At 69.3% G+C, this 17,790-nt stretch carries 17 protein-coding genes; 7 read left to right on the top strand and 10 right to left on the bottom strand.

Annotation, left to right across the window (positions count from 1 at the left end; all coding sequences use genetic code 11):
* Positions 1 to 119: 119 nt before the first annotated feature.
* The 3 genes from F7Q96_RS16460 to F7Q96_RS16450 are packed head-to-tail and all read right to left on the bottom strand — an operon-like array spanning position 120 to position 3,183.
* The gene (locus F7Q96_RS16460) at positions 120 to 1,565 is read right to left on the bottom strand and encodes a LutB/LldF family L-lactate oxidation iron-sulfur protein (protein ID WP_053823366.1); all 1,446 of its coding nucleotides are present in this window, start codon (positions 1,563 to 1,565) and stop codon (positions 120 to 122) included.
* On the bottom strand, positions 1,562 to 2,320 hold the full coding sequence (locus F7Q96_RS16455) for a LutC/YkgG family protein (RefSeq protein WP_053823367.1): 759 nt from the start codon (positions 2,318 to 2,320) through the stop codon (positions 1,562 to 1,564). The genes F7Q96_RS16460 and F7Q96_RS16455 overlap by 4 nt, the downstream gene beginning before the upstream one ends.
* On the bottom strand, positions 2,317 to 3,183 hold the full coding sequence (locus F7Q96_RS16450) for a (Fe-S)-binding protein (protein ID WP_053823368.1): 867 nt from the start codon (positions 3,181 to 3,183) through the stop codon (positions 2,317 to 2,319). The genes F7Q96_RS16455 and F7Q96_RS16450 overlap by 4 nt, the downstream gene beginning before the upstream one ends.
* Positions 3,184 to 3,465: 282 nt before the next feature.
* Between F7Q96_RS16450 and F7Q96_RS16445 the strand changes: the two genes are divergently transcribed.
* The 3 genes from F7Q96_RS16445 (at position 3,466) to eutC (ending at position 6,729) form a co-directional block, all read left to right on the top strand.
* The gene (locus F7Q96_RS16445; RefSeq protein ID WP_053823369.1) at positions 3,466 to 4,167 is read left to right on the top strand and encodes a FadR/GntR family transcriptional regulator; all 702 of its coding nucleotides are present in this window, start codon (positions 3,466 to 3,468) and stop codon (positions 4,165 to 4,167) included.
* A gap of 345 nt (positions 4,168 to 4,512) precedes the next feature.
* Entirely contained in the window at positions 4,513 to 5,895 is a 1,383-nt protein-coding gene (locus F7Q96_RS16440) for an ethanolamine ammonia-lyase subunit EutB (protein ID WP_151022981.1), read from the top strand.
* A gap of 48 nt (positions 5,896 to 5,943) precedes the next feature.
* A complete protein-coding gene (gene eutC, locus F7Q96_RS16435; protein ID WP_053823370.1) occupies positions 5,944 to 6,729 on the top strand; it encodes an ethanolamine ammonia-lyase subunit EutC in 786 nt (261 codons plus the stop codon).
* Here the strand turns inward: eutC and garD are convergent.
* The 3 genes from garD to F7Q96_RS16420 all read right to left on the bottom strand — a co-directional run bounded on the left by garD (position 6,707) and on the right by F7Q96_RS16420 (position 10,476).
* Positions 6,707 to 8,269, bottom strand: coding sequence for a galactarate dehydratase (gene garD / locus F7Q96_RS16430; RefSeq protein ID WP_082371846.1), 1,563 nt, complete (start codon positions 8,267 to 8,269; stop codon positions 6,707 to 6,709). The two genes, eutC and garD, sit on opposite strands and share 23 nt — an antisense overlap.
* 25 nt (positions 8,270 to 8,294) lie before the next feature.
* Complete coding sequence (locus F7Q96_RS16425; RefSeq protein WP_053823372.1) at positions 8,295 to 9,254, bottom strand: Bug family tripartite tricarboxylate transporter substrate binding protein; 960 nt, start codon at positions 9,252 to 9,254, stop codon at positions 8,295 to 8,297.
* An 85-nt stretch (positions 9,255 to 9,339) separates the two neighbouring features.
* Entirely contained in the window at positions 9,340 to 10,476 is a 1,137-nt protein-coding gene (locus F7Q96_RS16420) for an L-talarate/galactarate dehydratase (protein ID WP_053823373.1), read from the bottom strand.
* Between the two features lie 323 nt (positions 10,477 to 10,799).
* On the opposite strand from F7Q96_RS16420, the gene F7Q96_RS16415 reads away from it, so the two are divergent.
* A complete protein-coding gene (locus F7Q96_RS16415; RefSeq protein WP_053823374.1) occupies positions 10,800 to 11,810 on the top strand; it encodes a LacI family DNA-binding transcriptional regulator in 1,011 nt (336 codons plus the stop codon).
* Positions 11,811 to 11,892: 82 nt separating this feature from the next.
* Here F7Q96_RS16415 and F7Q96_RS16410 read toward each other — a convergent pair whose 3' ends face one another.
* The gene (locus F7Q96_RS16410; RefSeq protein ID WP_053824525.1) at positions 11,893 to 12,816 is read right to left on the bottom strand and encodes a LysR family transcriptional regulator; all 924 of its coding nucleotides are present in this window, start codon (positions 12,814 to 12,816) and stop codon (positions 11,893 to 11,895) included.
* A 225-nt stretch (positions 12,817 to 13,041) separates the two neighbouring features.
* Here F7Q96_RS16410 and F7Q96_RS16405 point away from each other — a divergent pair, with 225 nt between their 5' ends.
* Both F7Q96_RS16405 and F7Q96_RS16400 read left to right on the top strand, forming a co-directional pair.
* Positions 13,042 to 14,199 (top strand): acyl-CoA dehydrogenase family protein, encoded by a 1,158-nt coding sequence (locus tag F7Q96_RS16405; RefSeq protein WP_006577944.1) that lies wholly within the window; start codon positions 13,042 to 13,044, stop codon positions 14,197 to 14,199.
* Between the two features lie 28 nt (positions 14,200 to 14,227).
* Positions 14,228 to 15,238 (top strand): hypothetical protein, encoded by a 1,011-nt coding sequence (locus F7Q96_RS16400; protein WP_053823375.1) that lies wholly within the window; start codon positions 14,228 to 14,230, stop codon positions 15,236 to 15,238.
* Between the two features lie 19 nt (positions 15,239 to 15,257).
* Here F7Q96_RS16400 and F7Q96_RS16395 read toward each other — a convergent pair whose 3' ends face one another.
* From F7Q96_RS16395 to F7Q96_RS16385, 3 genes are all read right to left on the bottom strand, one after another.
* Positions 15,258 to 15,773, bottom strand: a complete 516-nt coding sequence (locus F7Q96_RS16395) for a hypothetical protein (protein ID WP_053823376.1) — start codon at positions 15,771 to 15,773, stop codon at positions 15,258 to 15,260.
* Positions 15,774 to 16,032: 259 nt separating this feature from the next.
* Complete coding sequence (locus tag F7Q96_RS16390) at positions 16,033 to 16,404, bottom strand: hypothetical protein (RefSeq protein ID WP_006577941.1); 372 nt, start codon at positions 16,402 to 16,404, stop codon at positions 16,033 to 16,035.
* A gap of 121 nt (positions 16,405 to 16,525) precedes the next feature.
* Positions 16,526 to 17,437, bottom strand: coding sequence for an NmrA family NAD(P)-binding protein (locus tag F7Q96_RS16385; protein ID WP_151022979.1), 912 nt, complete (start codon positions 17,435 to 17,437; stop codon positions 16,526 to 16,528).
* On the opposite strand from F7Q96_RS16385, the gene F7Q96_RS16380 reads away from it, so the two are divergent.
* Positions 17,405 to 17,770 (top strand): LysR substrate-binding domain-containing protein, encoded by a 366-nt coding sequence (locus F7Q96_RS16380; RefSeq protein ID WP_236902093.1) that lies wholly within the window; start codon positions 17,405 to 17,407, stop codon positions 17,768 to 17,770. The genes F7Q96_RS16385 and F7Q96_RS16380 overlap by 33 nt on opposite strands.
* Positions 17,771 to 17,790: the final 20 nt, after the last annotated feature.

The raw sequence follows: 17,790 nt of genomic DNA, 5'->3' as shown, positions 1-17,790 counted from the left end.
GCCGAGCACGTTCCGGTCACCACCGCGTCGTTCCCGCGAGCGCGCGAATCCAGCGTCTTCGGGAGCCGCTGGATCCCCGCCTGCGCGGGGACGACAGACGTTGGTGGGCAGGGCGTTTGCTATTCCGGTTGTCCGCGCTCGCGCAGCAGGTCGGCGAGGCTGCGGGCCGCCGGCCGCAAGGGCTCTCGATGGTCGGTCCACCCCATCTGCCGCGATGGCGTGAACGCGCGCAGCCGCGTCGCGGCCCAGCGGAACAGCCGGTACAGGCGCGGATGCGCGAACGCGCCGCGCCAGAAACGCCAGATCAGCTGTTCGCCGCGGCTGTAGCGCGCGCCCTGGCCGCGCAGGGGATGCTGTACCGCCTCGTCGGGATTGCGGTTGGCCTCGGTGCGCAGCCGGATCAGCAGCTGCGGAATCGGGATCCGGACCGGGCAGACCTCGCCGCAGGCGCCGCACAGGCTCGACGCAGTGGGCAGATCGGCGGTGGCGTCGAGTCCCAGCAGATGCGGCGAGATGATCTTGCCGATCGGACCCGGATAGGTGGTGCCATAGGCGTGTCCGCCGATACGGGTATAGACCGGGCAGTGGTTCATGCACGCGCCGCAGCGGATGCACTGCAGCGTCGCGCGCAGTTGCGCGTCGGCATAGGCCTGCGTCCGGCCGTTGTCGAGCAGCACCACGTGCATCTCGCGCGGACCGTCGAGCTCGCCCACCCGGCGTGGACCGGTGATCAGGTTGAAATAGGTGGTGATCGCCTGGCCCGTGGCCGAGCGCGTCAGCAGCGTGGCGAGGGGCACGATATGGTCCAGGCTCGCGACCACCTTCTCGATGCCCATGATCGCGATATGCACCGGCGGCACGGTGGTCGACAGCCGGCCGTTGCCCTCGTTCTCGACCAGCCACAGCGTGCCGGTGTCGGCGGCGGCGAAGTTGACGCCGGACAGGCCGATATCGGCCTCGACGAAGGCGTGCCGCAGCGCGCGCCGGCCGGTCTGGATCAGCGTGTCGACGTCCTCGGTGTAAGGCGTGTCGGGGATATGCTGCTCGAACAGCGCGGCGATATCGCCACGAGTCTTGTGGATCGCCGGCATCACGATATGCGAGGGCCCCTCGCCGGCCAGCTGGACGATGTACTCGCCCATGTCCGATTCGAGGCTGCGGATGCCGCGCTCGGCCAGGTAATGGTTCAGCGCGATCTCCTCGCTGGCCATCGACTTGCCCTTGATCACGCTGCGCGCGCCGTGACGCTCGGCAATGCCCGCGATGATCGCGTTGGCCTCGTCTGGCGTCTGCGCCCAATGGACCTGCACGCCGGCCTCGGTCAGTTTCGCCTCCAGTTGCTCCAGCAGCTGCGGCAGATGCGCCAGCGCATGCTGGCGCACCGCCTCGCCGAGGTCGCGCAAGGCCTGCAGCTCGTCGCCGTCCGGAAACTGGATCGCGCGCTTGTTCTGCAGGAAGTCCATCGCGCCGCGGAAGCTGCTGCGCAGCTTGGGATCGTCCAGCGCCGCGCGCGCCCGCGCCTTGAAGTCGGCGGAGGGCACGAAATGCATCGGGGCCGCGCTCATAGCGGTTCTCCCGATGTCGGTGCCGACGCTTGTATTGCCGGCGATGCGGTGCTGCCGCCGCGCTCGACGATCAGCACCCACAGCCGGCGCGGACCATGCGCGCCATAGGCCAGCGTCTGCTGGATGTCCGAGGTCTTCGACGGGCCGGAGACCAGCACCAGATTGGTCGGCATGCCTTCCTGCCAACGCGCGGCGCGCATCGCCGAGTGCAGGTCGGCATGCAGCGTGTCGGTGTAGACCAGCGCCACGTGCAGCGGCGGGACCAGCGAGACCGTGCGCGGCGCGCGCGCGTCCGGCACCAGCACCAGCGTGCCGGTGGCGGCGATGCCCGAGCGCGCCACCGTGAAGCCGGCGTCGATCGTGTCGAACAGCTCGCGTTTCCAGTCTTCGATGGGACGCCGGTAAGCGATGGCTTCCACGGTGGAAGGCAGGGTGCGCGACAGCACAGCGCCTTCGGAGCCCTCCGTATCGAACAGCAGGCGGCGCACGCCGTCGGCGGCGAGGCGCTCTGCCAGCAGCGCGGGCCAGCCGGCCTCGTCGGTTCGCCAGACTTCGGCGTGCGCCGCCTGCAGGGCGGCCTGCATCGCGTCCGCAAGCGTGGCACCGTCCGCGGGCGCGTACATCGCGCGCCGGCCGTCGAAATGCGCGTCGATGCGCCGGCTCAGCGTTGGCGCCGCGTCGAGGCCGTCGGCGGCGTTCGGCGCGGCGGCGCGCAGCCGTTCGAGAATGCGGGTGCGGGCGTCGTCGGCGATCATCGCTGTGTCTCCGTGCCGATCGTCGCAGCGTCTTGGCGGCCGCTGCGATCGCCTCGGTTGTCGCTGCCGTTGTCCCGGCCGCCAAGACGGCGCCACAGGAACGTGGCCATATGCTCGACCTTGAGCCCCAGCGCCTGCCGGCGCGCGGCATGGCCGATATTGAGCAGGCAGCCGCAATCGGCCGATACCAGCGTGTCGCAGCCAGTGGCACAGGCGGAAGCGACCTTGTCCTGCACCATCGCCCCCGAAATGTCCGGATGCTTCAGCGAGAAGGTGCCGCCGAAACCGCAGCACTCGGATTCGCGCTCGTGTTCCAGCCGTGTGACACCGGGCAGTGCGTCGATCAGTTCGACGCCGTGCACGCGCGTGCCCATTTCGCGGCGGGCCGCGCAGGAGGTATGCAGCACCACGGTCTCCGGCCTGACAGATCCCGACGTCGACGTCACCGCCTGCGCGGCATCCGGATAGCGGACCTTCAGCACGCGCAGCAGGAACTCGCTCAGCTCGAACACGCGCTCGGCCAGCGCGCGCGCCTTCGGCCCGGCCACGGCATCGTCCTCGAACAGCCTGGGCCAGTGATGGCGCATCATGCCGGCGCAGGAACCCGAGGGCACGACGATCGGCCACGGTTGCGCGAACAGATCGAGCTGGGCGCGCGCGACGGCGCGGGCCTGCTCGGGGTTGCCGCTGCTGTAGGCCGGCTGCCCGCAGCAGCTCTGGCCGCGCGGGAAATGCACGGTCAACCCTTCGCGCTCCAGCAGGCGGACCGCATCCAGGCCGGCTTGCGGCACGAACAGGTCGACCAGGCAGGTCGCGAACAGGTACACCTGCGCGGGGGCCTCGGGGTATTGCCTCGGAATCATGTCTCGCTCCGGAGATGGCCCGCCTGCGATGGCGGGCTCGATGCGTGGTGTCGGGGACGTCGTCATGCGTCTGATGGCGGGCGCGATGGGGCGCAATGGGTGCGACCGGGGCCGATCGGGCGCCGCAAGGCGCGTCCGCTTCGGCGGCATAATTCCCGCTGCGGCGACCAGGTTCAAATTGGTTGGACCAGTTGGCGAACCGGTTGGCGAACCAGACGGCGAGCGAGGTGGCGAGCCGGCGGCGGGCCAGCACGTGACGGGGCGATGCAAAGGGAGAAGACGATGGCGGCAGGCATGCGCGAGCGCGGCCGGGTGGAAGAGGTGATGCGCAAGGTCGAGACCGCGCTGCTGGACGGCACCTGGCCGGCCGGCACGCGGCTGCCGGCCGAGCGCGTATTGGCCGAGACCTACGGTGTCGCACGCAACACGGTGCGCGAGGCGACCCAGCGGCTCGCCGCGCGCGGCCTGCTGCAGAGCCGGCGCGGCGCCGGCGTGTTCGTCACCGAGCAGCTGCGCAGCGGCATTGCGTCACCGTGGCGCCAGCTGGTTGCCGATCATCCGGCCTTGCGCGAGGACATCCTGGAGTTTCGCCGCGTGCTGGAAGGCGCCACCGCCTATTTCGCCGCGCTGCGCGCCGACACGCAAGACCTGCGGCGGATCCGCGCGCTGTTGGACCAGTTGGAGCGCGCCCGCGAGCACGACGACAAGCGGGCGGAGGCCGACGCCGATGCCCAGCTGCACGAGGCGATCGCGCTGGCCTCGCACAACACGATGTTCCTGCACCTGCATACCAGTGTGATCGGCATGCTGCGCGAGCACATCACGACCAACGGTACCGGCCTGCGCGAGCAGGATGCCGAGGCCTCCGACCAGCTGCTGCTGCAGCATCGCACGCTGTGCGCGGCGATCCTGGCGCGGCGTCCGGAAGAGGCACGCACGGCGATGCAGGCGCATATCGACTACGTGCGCAGTCGGGCGGAGTAGCCGGCCGTCGTCGAGCGACGCGCCTTCTTCGGAGCGCCGGAGTCCGGGTTTCTTCCCGGCAGGCGCACGCAGAAACGGGTACGCTCCCGGCGCCGGCGTGGCACGACTGTCCGCTCGCCGACGCCGCAGCCGCCGTTCCCGCAACGGAAATCGGACCGGTTTTGGCGGCCGGTGAGTCCGCGAGATTGGCACGCAGAAACGGGTACGCTTCGCCGCCTAGGCCCTTCGCCAGAGGGTCGCCATCGGGCTTCCATGACGTTTGCGCGCTATATTGCGGACCAGGGGCCCCGCCGTCGCGCCAAGCCGCGTCATGTCCGGGCCACCGCTCCTTGCCGGGGGAAACAGATGGCGTTCACTGAAACGATCGGCGCGCGGCGCTACGCGTTCGCGGACCTGAAGACGCTGCTGGCCAAGGCCAGCCCGGCCCGCTCGGGCGACCAGCTGGCCGGCCTCGCGGCCGGCAGCGAAGAAGAGCGGATTGCGGCGCGCATGGCGCTGGCCGACCTGCCGCTGTCGCGCTTCCTGAACGAGGCGCTGATCCCGTACGAAAGCGACGAGGTCACGCGCCTGATCGTCGACCGCCACGACGCCGGCGCCTTCGCGGAGATCGCCGCGCTGACGGTCGGCGAATTCCGCAACTGGCTGCTGCTGCACGAGACCGACGGCACGGTGCTGGCCCGCGTGGCGCCGGGCATCACGCCCGAGATGGCGGCCGCGGTCAGCAAGCTGATGCGCAACCAGGACCTGATCGCGGTGGCGCGCAAGTGCCGCGTGGTGACGCGCTTTCGCGACACGATCGGACTGCCGGGCCGGCTGTCGGTGCGCTTGCAGCCAAACCATCCGACCGACGACCCCAAGGGAATCGCCGCCTCGATCATCGACGGGCTGTTCTACGGCTGCGGCGACGCCACCATCGGCATCAATCCGGCAGGCGACAACCTGGCGTCGATCGTCGCCCTGCTGCGGCTGATCGACGAGCTGCGCGAGCGGCACGGCGTGCCGACGCAGTCGTGCGTGCTGACCCATGTCACCAACACGCTGCGCGCCATCGAGCAGGGCGCGCCGGTCGACCTGGTGTTCCAGTCGATCGCCGGCAGCCAACAGGCCAATGCCAGCTTCGGTATCGATCTGGCGCTGCTGGCCGAGGCCCGCGCCGCCGCGCTGTCGCTGGGCCGCGGCACGGTCGGCGACAACCTGATGTACTTCGAGACCGGGCAGGGCAGCGCGCTGTCGGCCAATGCCCACCACGGCGTCGACCAGCAGACGATGGAGGCGCGGGCCTACGCGGTGGCGCGCGCGTTCTCGCCGCTGCTGGTCAATACCGTGGTCGGCTTCATCGGGCCGGAGTACCTGTACGACGGCAAGCAAATCGTGCGCGCCGGGCTGGAGGACCATTTCTGCGGCAAGCTGCTCGGCGTGCCGATGGGCTGCGATATCTGCTACACCAACCACGCCGAGGCCGATCAGGACGATATGGACACGCTGCTGACGCTGTTCGGCGTGGCCGGCGTCAACTTCATCATGGGCGTGCCTGGCGCGGACGACATCATGCTGAACTACCAGAGCACGGCCTTCCACGATGCGTTGTACCTGCGCGAGACGCTGGGCCTGGCGCCGGCGCCGGAGTTCGAGGCGTGGCTCCAGCGCACCGGCATCCTCGGCGGCGACGGCAGGCTGGTCGAGCCGGCCGAGCGCCAGCCGCTGCTGCAACTGGCGCATGACCTGTAAGCGATTCAGGCCCATTCAAGCTCGTTCGAGCTCATTCAGGAGCGACCGATGCCTTCTACCCTGGCCCCGCCCCATCCCTGGCAACGGCTGCGCCAGTTCACCTCGGCGCGCATCGCGCTCGGCCGCGCCGGGCATAGCCAGCCGACCGACGCGGTGCTCGCGTTCGGCCTGGCTCATGCGCAGGCGCGCGACGCGGTGCACCAGCCGCTGTCGTGCGAGGCCGTCAAGGCGGCGCTGGACGAGGCGGGGTTTGCCAGCCTGCGGGTCCATAGCGCGGCGGCGGATCGCGCGCAGTATCTGCGCCGCCCGGATCTTGGCCGCCGGCTGGACGATGACAGCCGCGAGCGGCTGCGCCAGGCGGCGGGCGAGCCATGCGACGTGGCCTTCGTGATCGCCGACGGGCTGTCGGCGCAGGCGGCGCAGCGCCATGCGGTACCGGTGCTGCGCGCGGTGCGCGAGCGGCTGCCCGACTGGCGGATCGGCCCGGTCGCAATCGCCGAGCAGTCGCGCGTGGCCCTCGGCGACGAGATCGGCGAACTGCTGCGCGCGCGCCAGGTGGTGATGCTGATCGGCGAGCGCCCCGGGCTCAGCTCGCCGGACAGCCTCGGCATCTATCTGACCTACGACCCGCACCCCGGCCGCACCGACGCGCAGCGCAACTGCATCTCCAACGTGCGTCCCGAAGGGCTGTCGTACCGGCAGGCGGCCGACCGCCTGGCGTGGCTGCTGCGCGGCGCGGTCGCGCTCGGCTGCAGCGGCGTGCGGCTCAAGGAGGACAGCGGCGAGCTGGGCGCCGACGAGGCCGCCGCGCTCAGGTCACCGGCGCCGGATTGAACAGCACCAGCGCGTTCTGCAGCTTCCACTGCTCGGCATACGACTGGCGGCCGCTGGCGATGTCCAGCATCGCGTGGAACAGCTGCCAGCCGACCTCTTCGATGGTGGCCTCGCCGGTGGCGATGCGGCCGGCGTCGATGTCCATCAGGTCGTGCCAGCGGCGCGCCAGGTCGCTGCGCGTGGCGACCTTGATCACCGGGACTTCGGCCAGTCCGTACGGCGTGCCGCGTCCGGTGGTGAACACATGCAGGTTGATGCCGGCGGCCAGCTGCAGCGTGCCGCAGATGAAATCGCTGGCCGGCGTCGCCGCATAGAGCAGGCCCTTCTGTCTGGCCTTTTCGCCGGGCGCCACCACGCCATGGATCGGTCCGGTGCCCGACTTGACGATCGAGCCCATCGCCTTTTCGACGATGTTCGACAGGCCGCCCTTCTTGTTGCCGGGCGTGGTATTGGCGCTGCGGTCGACGCGGCCCTTGCTGAGGTAATGGTCGTACCAGGCCATCTGCTCGATCATCGCCTGCGCGACCTCGGGCGTGGCGGCGCGCGCGGTCAGCTGGTCGATGCCGTCGCGCACCTCGGTGACCTCGGAGAACATCACGGTGGCGCCAGCGCGCACCAGCAAATCGGTGGCGAAGCCGACCGCGGGATTGGCCGTGACGCCGGAGAACGCATCGCTGCCGCCGCACTGCACGCCGACCACCAGGTCGGAGGCCGGGCAGGTCTCGCGTCGGCGTGCGTTCAGCCGTTGCAGATGGCGCTCGGCCGTCTCCAGGATCGAATCGATCATCGAGCCGAAGCCGACATGGCGCTCATCCTGCAGGCACACCACGTCCGGCGCGCCGCCTTCGACCTGCAGCGGAATCGCGCCGGCCTCGATCAGCCGCGTCGGCTGCAGCTTTTCGCAGCCGAGGCTGACGATCATCACCTCGCCGCCGAAGTTCGGATTGAGCGCCAGGTTGCGGATCGTGCGGATCGGGATCACCGCGTCCGGCGCGTCGATGGCCACGCCGCAGCCATAGCTGTGTTCCAGCGCCACCACGTCGTCGACGTTCGGATAGCGCGGCAGCAGCTCGGCCTTGATCCGGCGCACCGCGAAGTCGACCACGCCGGCCACGCACTGCACCGTGGTCGTGATCGCGAGGATGTTGCGCGTGCCGACCGAGCCGTCGGCATTGCGATAGCCCTGGAACGTGTAGCCGTCCAGCGGCGGCAGCGCGGGCGGTACGCGCGTGGCGATCGGCAGCGCGTCCAGCGCCGGTGCCGACGGCATCCTGAGCACGCGCTCGTTGACCCAGCTGCCGCGCGGCAGCGGCTTGACCGTGTAGCCGATGACGACGTTGTAGCGCAGCACCGGCGCGCCCTCGTCGAGATCGACCAGCGCGACCTTGTGGCCCTGCGGCACCGCCTCGACCAGTTGCAGTCCGCAGCGGAAGGTAGTGCCGGCCGGCAGGCCGCCATCGTTGGCGACGATCGCGACGTTGTCGGCCTCGTGCATGCGGATATAGAGCGGTTGGCCGGGGCTTCGGCTCGCCGTTTGCATCATGAGTGGGTCTCCTGTGCCGCCGTCAGTCGGCGGCGATCTTTCCGGTTTCGATGACGTGCTTCCAGCGGGCCGACTCGGCGGCCTGGAAGCGGGTGAATTGTTCGGGCGTGTTGCCGACGATCTCGAAGCCGACCTCGAGCAGCTTGTTCTTGACGGCAGGGTCGTTCAGCGCGGCGACGATGCCCTTGTGCAGCCGCTCGCGGATATCGGCGGGCAATCCCCTGGGCGCCGCCACGGCCTGCCACGAATAGACGACCAGGTTCTTGATGCCCGCTTCTTCCATGGTCGGCACCGACGGCAGCACCGGCGAGCGCTGCGTGCTGGTGATTGCCAGTGCGCGGATCTTGCCGGCCCTGACCTGCGGCATCGCGGTATTGATGTTCATGAAGGTCGCATCGACCTGGCCGCCGATCAGGTCGTTCATCGCGGGCGCGCCGCCCTTGTAGGGGACATGCGTGCCGCTGGTGCCGGTCTGCTGCCAGAACAGCTCGGCGGTCAGATGGTCGCTGGTGCCGTTGCCGGCCGAGGCGAAGGTCAGCTTGCCGGGATTGGTCTTGAGGTACGCGACGACTTCCTGCAGCGTCTGGAAGCGCGAGTTGGCCGGCACCGCCAGGATGTTCGGCGCCTGCACCGCCACCGAGATGTAGTCGAAATCGCGGGCCGGATCGTACGGCGTGCTCTTGATCAGATGCGGGGCGATGACCAGCGGTCCGAGCGACGACACGAGCAGCGTGTAGCCGTCCGGCGCCGCGCGCTTGACGAAGCTGGCGCCGATCGCGCCCGCCGCGCCGGGCTTGTTCTCGACCAGGAAGCTGACGCCGGTCTGCTCCTGCAGCTTGGCGCCGACGATGCGGGCGATCACGTCGGTGGAGCCGCCGGCGGGGAAGGGCACCACCATCGTGACCGGCTTGTCGGGCCAGGCGGCGTGGGCGGACAGCGTGGTGGCGAGGCCGAAGGCCAGCGTGGCGATCAGGCGTTTCATCGGTGTCTCCTTGAGGATGGGTCTCTCGCTTGGCGTGGATCGGCCGGTCTTTGGCGCCGGCCTGTTCTTCATTGGCGGGCGGCCCTTACGGACGCTCGCCGAATTCGGCCTGCGCGCGCGTCCATGCACGCGCCTGCTCGCTGATCGAGACGCCCAGGCCGGGCCGCGTCGGCACGACGATGCGGCCATCGCGGATCTCCAGCCGCTCGTTGAACAGCGGCTCGAGCCAGTCGAAATGCTCGACCCAGGGCTCGCGCGGATACGCCGCCGCCAGATGGACATGCAGCTCCATCGCGAAATGCGGAGCCAGCATCAGCCCGGCGTGCTCGGCCAGCGCGGCGACCTTCAGGAAGGGCGTGATGCCGCCCACGCGCGGGGCGTCGGGCATCAGGTAGTCGGCGGCGCGGTGGCGGATCAGGTCCCAGTGTTCGGCGGCGCTGGTCAGCATCTCGCCGGTGGCGATCGGGGTATCGAACCGCGCGGCGAGCGCGGCATGGCCCTCGTGGTCGTAGGCGTCCAGCGGTTCCTCGATCCAGACCAGATTGAAGGGCTCCAGCATCCGGCACATGCGCTGCGCGGTCGGACGGTCCCACTGCTGATTGGCGTCGACCATCAGCGGCACCGCGTCGCCCAGGTGCTTGCGCACGGCGCCGACCCGCTGGAGGTCGCGCGCGCCGTCTGGCTGGCCGACCTTGAGCTTGATGCCGCCGATGCCGCGCTCGACGGAGGCCGCGGCGTTGATCAACAGCTGATCGAGCGGCGTATGCAGGAAGCCGCCCGAGGTGTTGTAGCAGCGCACCGCATCGCGATGCGCGCCGAGCAGCTTGGCCAGCGACAGGCCTGCGCGGCGCGCCTTCAGGTCCCACAGCGCCACGTCGAAAGCGCCGATCGCCTGCGTTGCCATGCCGCTGCGCCCGACCGAGGCGCCGGCCCAGCACAGCCTGTCCCACAGCCGCGCGATATCGCTGGGATCTTCGCCCAGCAGCGTCGGCGCGAGTTCGCAGGCGTGGGCGTACTGGCCGGGACCGCCGGCGCGCTTCGAATAGCTGAAGCCCAGGCCTTCGCGCCCATCCGCCGTGGCGATCTCGGCGAACAGGATCGCGACCTCGGTCATCGGCTTCTGGCGGCCGGTCAGCACCTTGGCGTCGCTGATCGGGGTGGCCAGCGGCAGATAGCAACTGGACAGGCGGATCCAGGCGATGCGGTCGGCGGCGAGGGGCATTGCGCGGTCTCCGTTGGAATGGCTTCGATGCGGCTGGGGCGGCCCCCGCGCATGCGCGGTTGTGCTGGTATGACAACGTTGTCATTTCGGCGCCAAAGCAAGCCCGTTACAATGTCGCAAGCCATGCGTCGAGCATTTTTCGGCACGGCGCGGCACGAACGGGCGCGTTTCGGCGAAATGCTAACGTTGTCATATCGTCGCTGTCAACGCGATTCGGCACAGGGGCGCCGCTGGGTTTCCCTGAGCCGGTCCTGTGCCCGCGGTGCCGAATTGCCCGCCGTGATCCCTTGTCCGGTAGCAGAACCCGAGCAGAACCCCAAAACGTGGCCACCACCAAAGCGCAGAACAAGTCCGTCACCCTGCATGACGTTGCCCGCGAGGCCGGCGTGTCGCTGATCACCGCCTCCCGCGCGCTCAGCAATCCCGGCATGGTGTCGGCCAGGACCATCGAACGCGTGCAGCAGGCGGCCGAGGCGGTCGGCTATATCCCGAACCTGATCGCCGGCGGACTGAAGTCGCGGCGCAGCCTGATGGTGGCGGCCGTCGTGCCCGATATCGCCGTGACGCAGTTCCTGCCGACCATCAAGGCGTTGAGCGAGACGCTGGAGGCGGCCGGCTACCACCTGATTCTCGGCCAGAGCAGTTACGACGATTCGCGCGAGGAGGCCCTGCTCAACGCGATGATCGGCCGGCGCCCGGACGGTATCGTCGTCACCGGGCTGATCCAGTCCGAGGCGGCGCGCGAGCGGCTGCGGCAGTCCGGCATTCCGGTCGTCGAGACCTGGGAGCTCAGCGACCGGCCGGTGGACATGGCGGTCGGTTTTTCGCACGTCAAGGTCGGCAGCGCGGTGGCCGGCTATTTCCTCGCCAAGGGCTGGCAGCGCGTGGGCATCGCCACCGGCGACGATCGCCGCGCGCGGATCCGCTCGGAGGCATTCGTGTCGACGTTCGGCCGGCCGGTGCCGACCGCGGTCGTGCCGGCACCGAGCAATCTGCCGTTGGGGCGGCGCGCGCTGGCCGAGCTGCTGGACAAGGAACCGCGCCTGCAGGCGATCTGCTGCAGTTCGGACCAGCTGGCGCAGGGCGTGCTGGTCGAAGCGCAGGCGCGGGGTTTGCGCGTGCCCGAGGATCTGGCGGTCTGCGGCTTTGGCGATGCCGAGGCGTCCGCGCACATGGCGCCGTCGCTGACCACGGTCCAGGTCGACGCCGCGCACATCGGCGCGACCGCGGCGCGGCTGATCCTGGACAAGTGCAAGGGGCTGCCGGTGGAGCCGCGCGTCGTCGACGTGGGGTTTCGCGTGATCGAGCGCGCGTCGACGGGCGGGCCGGATTAGAGGAGGTGGGGCCGCCGGTGGGGTTGGCGCCTCCGTCGGCGGCCTGCCGGCGACCGGGTCATTGCATCGCTGCGCTGCTGCGTTACTGCGGCATCGCGGCCAGCCGGGGCCAGATCGCCTGCAGTTCGCCCTTCAGGAACGTCAGCAGGCAGCGCGTCGCCATGGTCTGGTAGCGGTTCGGCAGCGTCAGCATATAGAGCCGGCTGCCGAACACGCTGATGCGGTAGTCGCGCAACACCGGCGTCAGCAGGCCCGCGGCCAGCTCGCGGCCGATCGCATACAGCGGAAAGATGCCGATGCCGACATCGCCCAGCACGGCCTCCTTCAGGAAGGCGAAATTCTCGGAACTGAGCGTCGGTTCCAGCGCGACCTGCTCGCGCTGGTCCTCGCCGGCGCGCGTGCCGAAGGCCTTCAGCTTCTGCCCGACCGGCGACGCGCAGACGATCGCATGGCGCTGCAGGTCGGCGAGTGCTTGCGGGGCCGGCTGCGCGGCCAGATACGCCGGCGAGGCGCAGACCACCCAGTCGACCTCGCCGATTTCGGTGGCCACCACCGAATCGGGCGGCGTCGAGATGATCCGCAGCGCGACCTCGACGTCCTCCGAGACCAGGTTGTGGATGCGGTTGTCGAACACCACATCGAGCGTGATGTCCGGGTAGCGGTGCTTGAACTGCACCAGCAGCGGCGACAGCAGCGCATGCCCCAGGCCCGTCGGCACCGACAGCCGCACATGGCCCTGCAGCGTCTTGCCCATATTGGTGATCAGCGCATCGGCCGCCGCCACCTCGGCCAGGATGTTGCGGCCGTGCTCGTAGAGGCCGGCGCCCACCGGGGTCGGCTCGACATGGCGCGTGGTCCGGCGCAGCAGTTGCACACCGAGTTCTTCCTCGAGCGCCTTGAGCCGGTAGCTGACGTTGGCGCGCGTCATCTTCAGCTTGCGCGCGGCGGCGGACAGGTTGCCGGCGTCGACGATATCGACGAACAGGCGCAGGGCGTTCAGATCCATCATGGCGGCACAGGGGGGAAGGGCCGGGAAGGCGCGCCGGATCGCGGCACCGGGCGGGGATTGTCAAATATGGCTGTCCATTCTGTCCAAGCTGGCGTGGATTGTCAAAATCCGGGGGCGGCGTACCATGACGGGCATTCGCCCGCATTGTCGGCACGGCCGCCTGCTCGGCCACTGCCGGCCGGGGCTGCCACCCTTCCTCCCCGCCTTCCCACGGAGACCGCCATGACCCTGGACACCGAATCGTTTTCCCTGCTGCGCGCCTCGGTGCAGCGCTTCATCGAAGAGCGCCTGAAGCCCGCCGAGGACATCCTCGAGGAAACGGACGACGTGCCGGCCGACATCGTGGCCGACATGAAGGAGATGGGCCTGTTCGGCATCTCGATCCCGGAAAACTACGGCGGCATCGGGCTGTCGATGTCGCAGGAATGCGATGTGGTCTATGACCTTGGCCATACCGCGCTCGCCTTCCGCTCGGTGTTCGGCACCAACGTCGGCATCGGCTCGCAAGGCATCCTGATGGACGGCACCGAGGAGCAGAAACAGAACTATCTGCCGCGCATTGCCAGCGGCGAGCTGGTCATCTCGTTCGCGCTGACCGAGCCGAACGCGGGTTCCGACGCAGCTTCGCTGCAAACCAAGGCCGAGCTGGACGGCGATCACTATGTGATCAACGGCACCAAGCGCTTCATCACCAATGCGCCGCGCGCCGGCGCCTTCACGCTGATGGCGCGCACCGGCGGCCCGGGGGCATCCGGTATCTCGGCCTTCATCGTGCCGGCCGACACGCCGGGGATCTCGCTGGGCAAGCCCGACAAGAAGATGGGCCAGCGCGGCACCAAGACCTGCGACGTGGTGCTGGAGAACGTGCGTGTGCCGGCGGCCAACATCATCGGCGGCGTGCCGGGCGTGGGCTTCAAGACCGCGATGAAGGTGCTCGACCGCGGCCGCCTGCATATCTCGGCGCTGGCCTGCGGCATGGCGCACCGCCTGCTGACCGACGCCGTTGCCTATGCCAAGGACCGCAAGCAGTTCGGCCGCCCGATCGGCGAGTTCCAGCTGATCCAGGGCATGCTGGCCGACAGCCAGGCCGAGCTGTACGCCGGCCTGTCGATGGTGCGCGATTGCGCGCAGCGTTACGACGCCAAGGAGCCTGGCAAGAGCGATCCCGAAGTCAGCATGCTGGCCTCGTGCGTCAAGATGTTCTGTACCGAGATGGTCGGCCGCGTGGCCGATCGCGCGGTGCAGATCCACGGCGGCGCCGGCTATATCGCCGAGTACAAGGCCGAACGCTTCTATCGCGACGTCCGTCTGCTGCGCCTGTACGAAGGCACCACGCAGATCCAGCAGATGATCATCGCCAAGCAGCTGTTGCGCGATTGACGCCGGCCCGGGCGCGGAGGGTTCGAGCATGAAACAGCTTCAACGCGTCCGCCTTGCCGGCACGGCACCCGGGATTGCACATCCCGGTGCCGGCGCGCACGGCTGGGCTCCGCATCTGGCACTGGCCGGCGACGAGCCGGCTGGTCCGCCCTGCTTTCCGATCATTGCCGCACTGCAGGCGGCCTGCGCTACGTCGCCGACCGCACCGCTCGACGTGGGCGCGCTGGCGCTGGGCGCCGCGGTCGTCCTGGGCCGCCGCGATCCGATCGTGTCGGTCCAGCCGGCGGATCTCGGCGATATCGACGGCGTGTTGTACCGCACCGGCACCGGCGGCTGGACGCTGCTGCACCGCGCCGCGCTGGGCCCGTCCGAGGCCCGCTTCGTCCAGGCCTGGTTGCTCGCCTGCTATGCGATGCGGGCGGAGCATGCCGATACCGACGCGTTCGAGTGCCGGCAAGCCGGCCTGTATTCGCTGGCCGACGACGACAGCCCGGCCGCGCGTGCCTACAGCTTTGCGGCGCGGCTGACGATGCCGGCCGCCGCTTGCCAGCACGGCCTGGCGGGTCATGTCGATGGCGATGTGCTGATGGCCTTTGCCTCGCAACTGCAGGTGCCGCTGCTGCATGCCGCGCGCCGCTGGCTGGCGCGCACGGCGCAGAAGGCCGTGCTGGTGCTCGACGAGGCCGGGACGGTACGGGCCAGCTGGCTCAGCGAGACGGCGTGTTCGGCGGGCTGGCGTATCGATACGGATGCGGTGCCGGCGCGAGAGACGCCGCGCGCGATGGAATTGTCCAACGACGTCATGCCGGCTGTCGCCGTGCAGGAGCGCCTTGTGGCGATGTCGGACTGGTTTGCCCAGGCGCCGGCCACAGGTCAGCTGATGGAAGCGTCGTTGGGAGCGGTCGACAGCGGAGAGGGGCGGTTTGGATTGACCTTGCTGCAGTTGCCGCGCAATGCGGTGTGCCCGCAAGCGCGCGCGATCTGGCCGCAGTATCGCCCCAACGCCAGCGTCAGCGCCAACACCAGCGCTGGAGCGTAGTCAGGCAGCGGCCGGCAATTCAGCGGATCAGCACCCGCTGGTCCGGGGCGCCCCGCGTCGCGCTGCCACGGTTCGCCGGGTTGCGGGCCGCCAGCCGCTCGAGCTGGCGCTGCATCTTGGTCAGATAGGTGATCATCATGCCGCGCTCTTCCAGGCTCAGCGGCGAGACCCAGACCGATTGCAGCGCCTTGATGGCCTGACCCAGCTTGTCCATCCGATGGCTGGCGCTCGAGCGGATGAGCGGAATCGGCTGCGCCGCGTGCGGGCCGGGCTGGGGTTCGAGCCATCCCTGGTCCGACAGGCTGCGGACCATCGCCTCGAATTCCTCGGCCTGGAGCCAGGGGAGAGCGCAGGAAGCGGTGAGCTGGTGCGGTTCGACGCGCTGGCGGTGTGCCAGGTGTTGCAGCAGATGCCATTCCGCGGTCGAGATGCCGGACTGCGACAGAACGTGGTCCAGGGCCGAATGCCAGCCGGCCAGATTCTCTTGCAGACAGCGCAGCAGCGGTTCCTTGGCGTCGTACAGGTTGGCTGACATGGTGTCGCGAGTCTCCTGTTGTGTTTTGGCCTGATCGTTACCGCTCGCTGGGCTGACGCTGGACGAACCGCGCCCGCGATCGGGGGCACCATCGTGCGTTGCCCGGTTACCGCCTTCTTTCGAAAACCTCACGAAAGTATTTGGTGGATCTTCGGGTAAAGCGGTGGTTTTGGCGAGATTGCAGAGGCTGCGGCACGGCGTCGCAGGAACCCGCTTGCGTCACGCCCGTGTCACGCCTCGATGGCGTCTCAATGCCGTCTCAATGCCAGAAGGCATCGACCTCGCGCAGCAGATGACCGGCGAGGATGTAGTCGCCGAGGCGGCTGGCGCGCGCTTCCAGCTCGTGCAGTTGCTGGTCTGGAATGGCGCCGAGATCGAACAGGCAATAGAGATTGCGCTGACGGAAGGTGGTCTTGGGTTTGGCGAGCCCTTCGATCAGGGCGTCGTGCGAGCGTACCGCGATGCTTTCCTGGCCGCGGTACTGGACGCGGATGCCGCGTTTTTCCCCCAGCCGGCCCAGTTCGACGGCGTCCTGCCAACCCGTTTCATAGTCCAGCTCCAGCGCCAGAACCTCACGGGCGGCCAGCAGACGCAGGGCCTCGTTCTTGCTGCCGGCTCGTGCGATTGACATGCTTACCTCCGTGGCGATCAAGGACTGTACAAATATACAGTCCCTGGGGTCACCCGGCAAGCAGAAGGTGTCTCAAAATCGGGGCCGCAACGCACGGTGCGTCGGCGTCGCGGCCAACTGTCTACGCCGCCCTGGCCGTGCTGCCGGCGAGTTCGCGCAGGAACGCCTGCATCGACCTCGGCGGCCGCCCAAGGATCGCCTGCAGCACCAGCGAATTGGCGCGCAATCCATGGGATGCGTAGTGTTCGTGGATCTTGCGCAGCAGCTCCCATTGCGCCGCGCTGTAACGCAGCGGCAGGCGCGCCGCCCATCGCTCGAAGTCGATCTCGCCGGCGGCGATGGGCCGTCCCAGCGCGTCGCCCATCATCGCGGCGATCTGCGTGCGCGTCAGCCCAGGCTCGCCGGCCAGCTCGAAGCAGCCATACGCCAGCCGATCGGTCGTCAGCGCCATCGCCGCGACTTCCGCGACATCGCGATAGTCGATGCGGGCTACCGGCACATCGACCGGGTAGGGCTCGGCGAAGACCCCCTCGGCCACGACGCCGGCCCACGCGCCAAGCAGGTTCTGGTAGAAGTTCGCGAGCTGCAGCACGGTGAACTGCAGGCCCGAATCGAACAGCGCCTGTTCGACGGGGATCTTGCTGGCGTGGTTGGCCAGCGTGACGTCGGTCGGCTGGATCACCGACGAAAAGACGAAGCGGCGCACACCGGCCCGCCGCGCCGCGTCGACCATGTTGACGCCCAGCTGCGATTCGTCCGGCGCGAAGGCGGGGCCGATGTAGAAGACGCCATCGATGCCGTCCAGCGCGGCCGCCAGCGTTTCGGGCGCGCGCAGATCGCCGACCGCGACCTCGTCGACGCCATTGGCCAGCGCGACGGCGGAGCGTCCCGCATCGCGGACCAGTCCGCGTACGGTCACGCCGCTGTCCCGCAGCGCCTGGGGAACCAGGCCGGCAAATCGTCCGGCGGCGCCGACGACCAGCACGCGGCGCGCCACGGCGTGCCGGCGCACCCGCGCGAACTGGCCGCGCATCGCTGCATCGTGCGCAGCGGCGACGGCAACGATGCGCGCTGGCCGTTCCTGGTCGACGGCAAGCAGCGTCGTTTTCCGGTCCAGGGCAGGCTGCGTGCGGGCAGCACCGCGGCGGTCAACGAGGCGGTGGTGCTGGGCCTCGGTATCGGCTTCGGCCCGCTATGGCAGGTGCGGCATCTGCTCGAGCAGCGGCGCCTCGTGACCGTGCTAGACCGCTTCGAGGCGCCGCCGATCCCGGTGCAGCCGGTATGGCCCGCGGCACGCGCGATTCCGGCCAAGACGCGGGCCTTCATCGATCTGCTGGCGGACCACCTGGGCGGCCTGTCGTTATAGCGATGCAGCGCTATGGAGTT

Origin of the sequence: Cupriavidus gilardii, from assembly GCF_008801915.1 — a bacterium.
GTDB classification, from domain to species: domain Bacteria; phylum Pseudomonadota; class Gammaproteobacteria; order Burkholderiales; family Burkholderiaceae; genus Cupriavidus; species Cupriavidus gilardii.
Note: the sequence above shows the minus strand (reverse complement) of the source record. Positions and strands in the feature narration are given on the sequence as shown.

Coding starts and splice junctions, on each gene's coding strand:
- F7Q96_RS16390 (WP_006577941.1), bottom strand. CDS start 16,404: ATGTCAATCGCACGAGCCGGCAGCAAGAACGAGGCCCTGCGTCTGCTG.
- F7Q96_RS16385 (WP_151022979.1), bottom strand. CDS start 17,437: ATGCGCGGCCAGTTCGCGCGGGTGCGCCGGCACGCCGTGGCGCGCCGC.
- garD (WP_082371846.1), bottom strand. CDS start 8,269: ATGCAAACGGCGAGCCGAAGCCCCGGCCAACCGCTCTATATCCGCATG.
- F7Q96_RS16395 (WP_053823376.1), bottom strand. CDS start 15,773: ATGTCAGCCAACCTGTACGACGCCAAGGAACCGCTGCTGCGCTGTCTG.
- F7Q96_RS16425 (WP_053823372.1), bottom strand. CDS start 9,254: ATGAAACGCCTGATCGCCACGCTGGCCTTCGGCCTCGCCACCACGCTG.
- F7Q96_RS16420 (WP_053823373.1), bottom strand. CDS start 10,476: ATGCCCCTCGCCGCCGACCGCATCGCCTGGATCCGCCTGTCCAGTTGC.
- F7Q96_RS16445 (WP_053823369.1), top strand. CDS start 3,466: ATGGCGGCAGGCATGCGCGAGCGCGGCCGGGTGGAAGAGGTGATGCGC.
- F7Q96_RS16440 (WP_151022981.1), top strand. CDS start 4,513: ATGGCGTTCACTGAAACGATCGGCGCGCGGCGCTACGCGTTCGCGGAC.
- F7Q96_RS16450 (WP_053823368.1), bottom strand. CDS start 3,183: ATGATTCCGAGGCAATACCCCGAGGCCCCCGCGCAGGTGTACCTGTTC.
- F7Q96_RS16460 (WP_053823366.1), bottom strand. CDS start 1,565: ATGAGCGCGGCCCCGATGCATTTCGTGCCCTCCGCCGACTTCAAGGCG.
- F7Q96_RS16455 (WP_053823367.1), bottom strand. CDS start 2,320: ATGATCGCCGACGACGCCCGCACCCGCATTCTCGAACGGCTGCGCGCC.
- F7Q96_RS16405 (WP_006577944.1), top strand. CDS start 13,042: ATGACCCTGGACACCGAATCGTTTTCCCTGCTGCGCGCCTCGGTGCAG.
- F7Q96_RS16400 (WP_053823375.1), top strand. CDS start 14,228: ATGAAACAGCTTCAACGCGTCCGCCTTGCCGGCACGGCACCCGGGATT.
- F7Q96_RS16410 (WP_053824525.1), bottom strand. CDS start 12,816: ATGGATCTGAACGCCCTGCGCCTGTTCGTCGATATCGTCGACGCCGGC.
- eutC (WP_053823370.1), top strand. CDS start 5,944: ATGCCTTCTACCCTGGCCCCGCCCCATCCCTGGCAACGGCTGCGCCAG.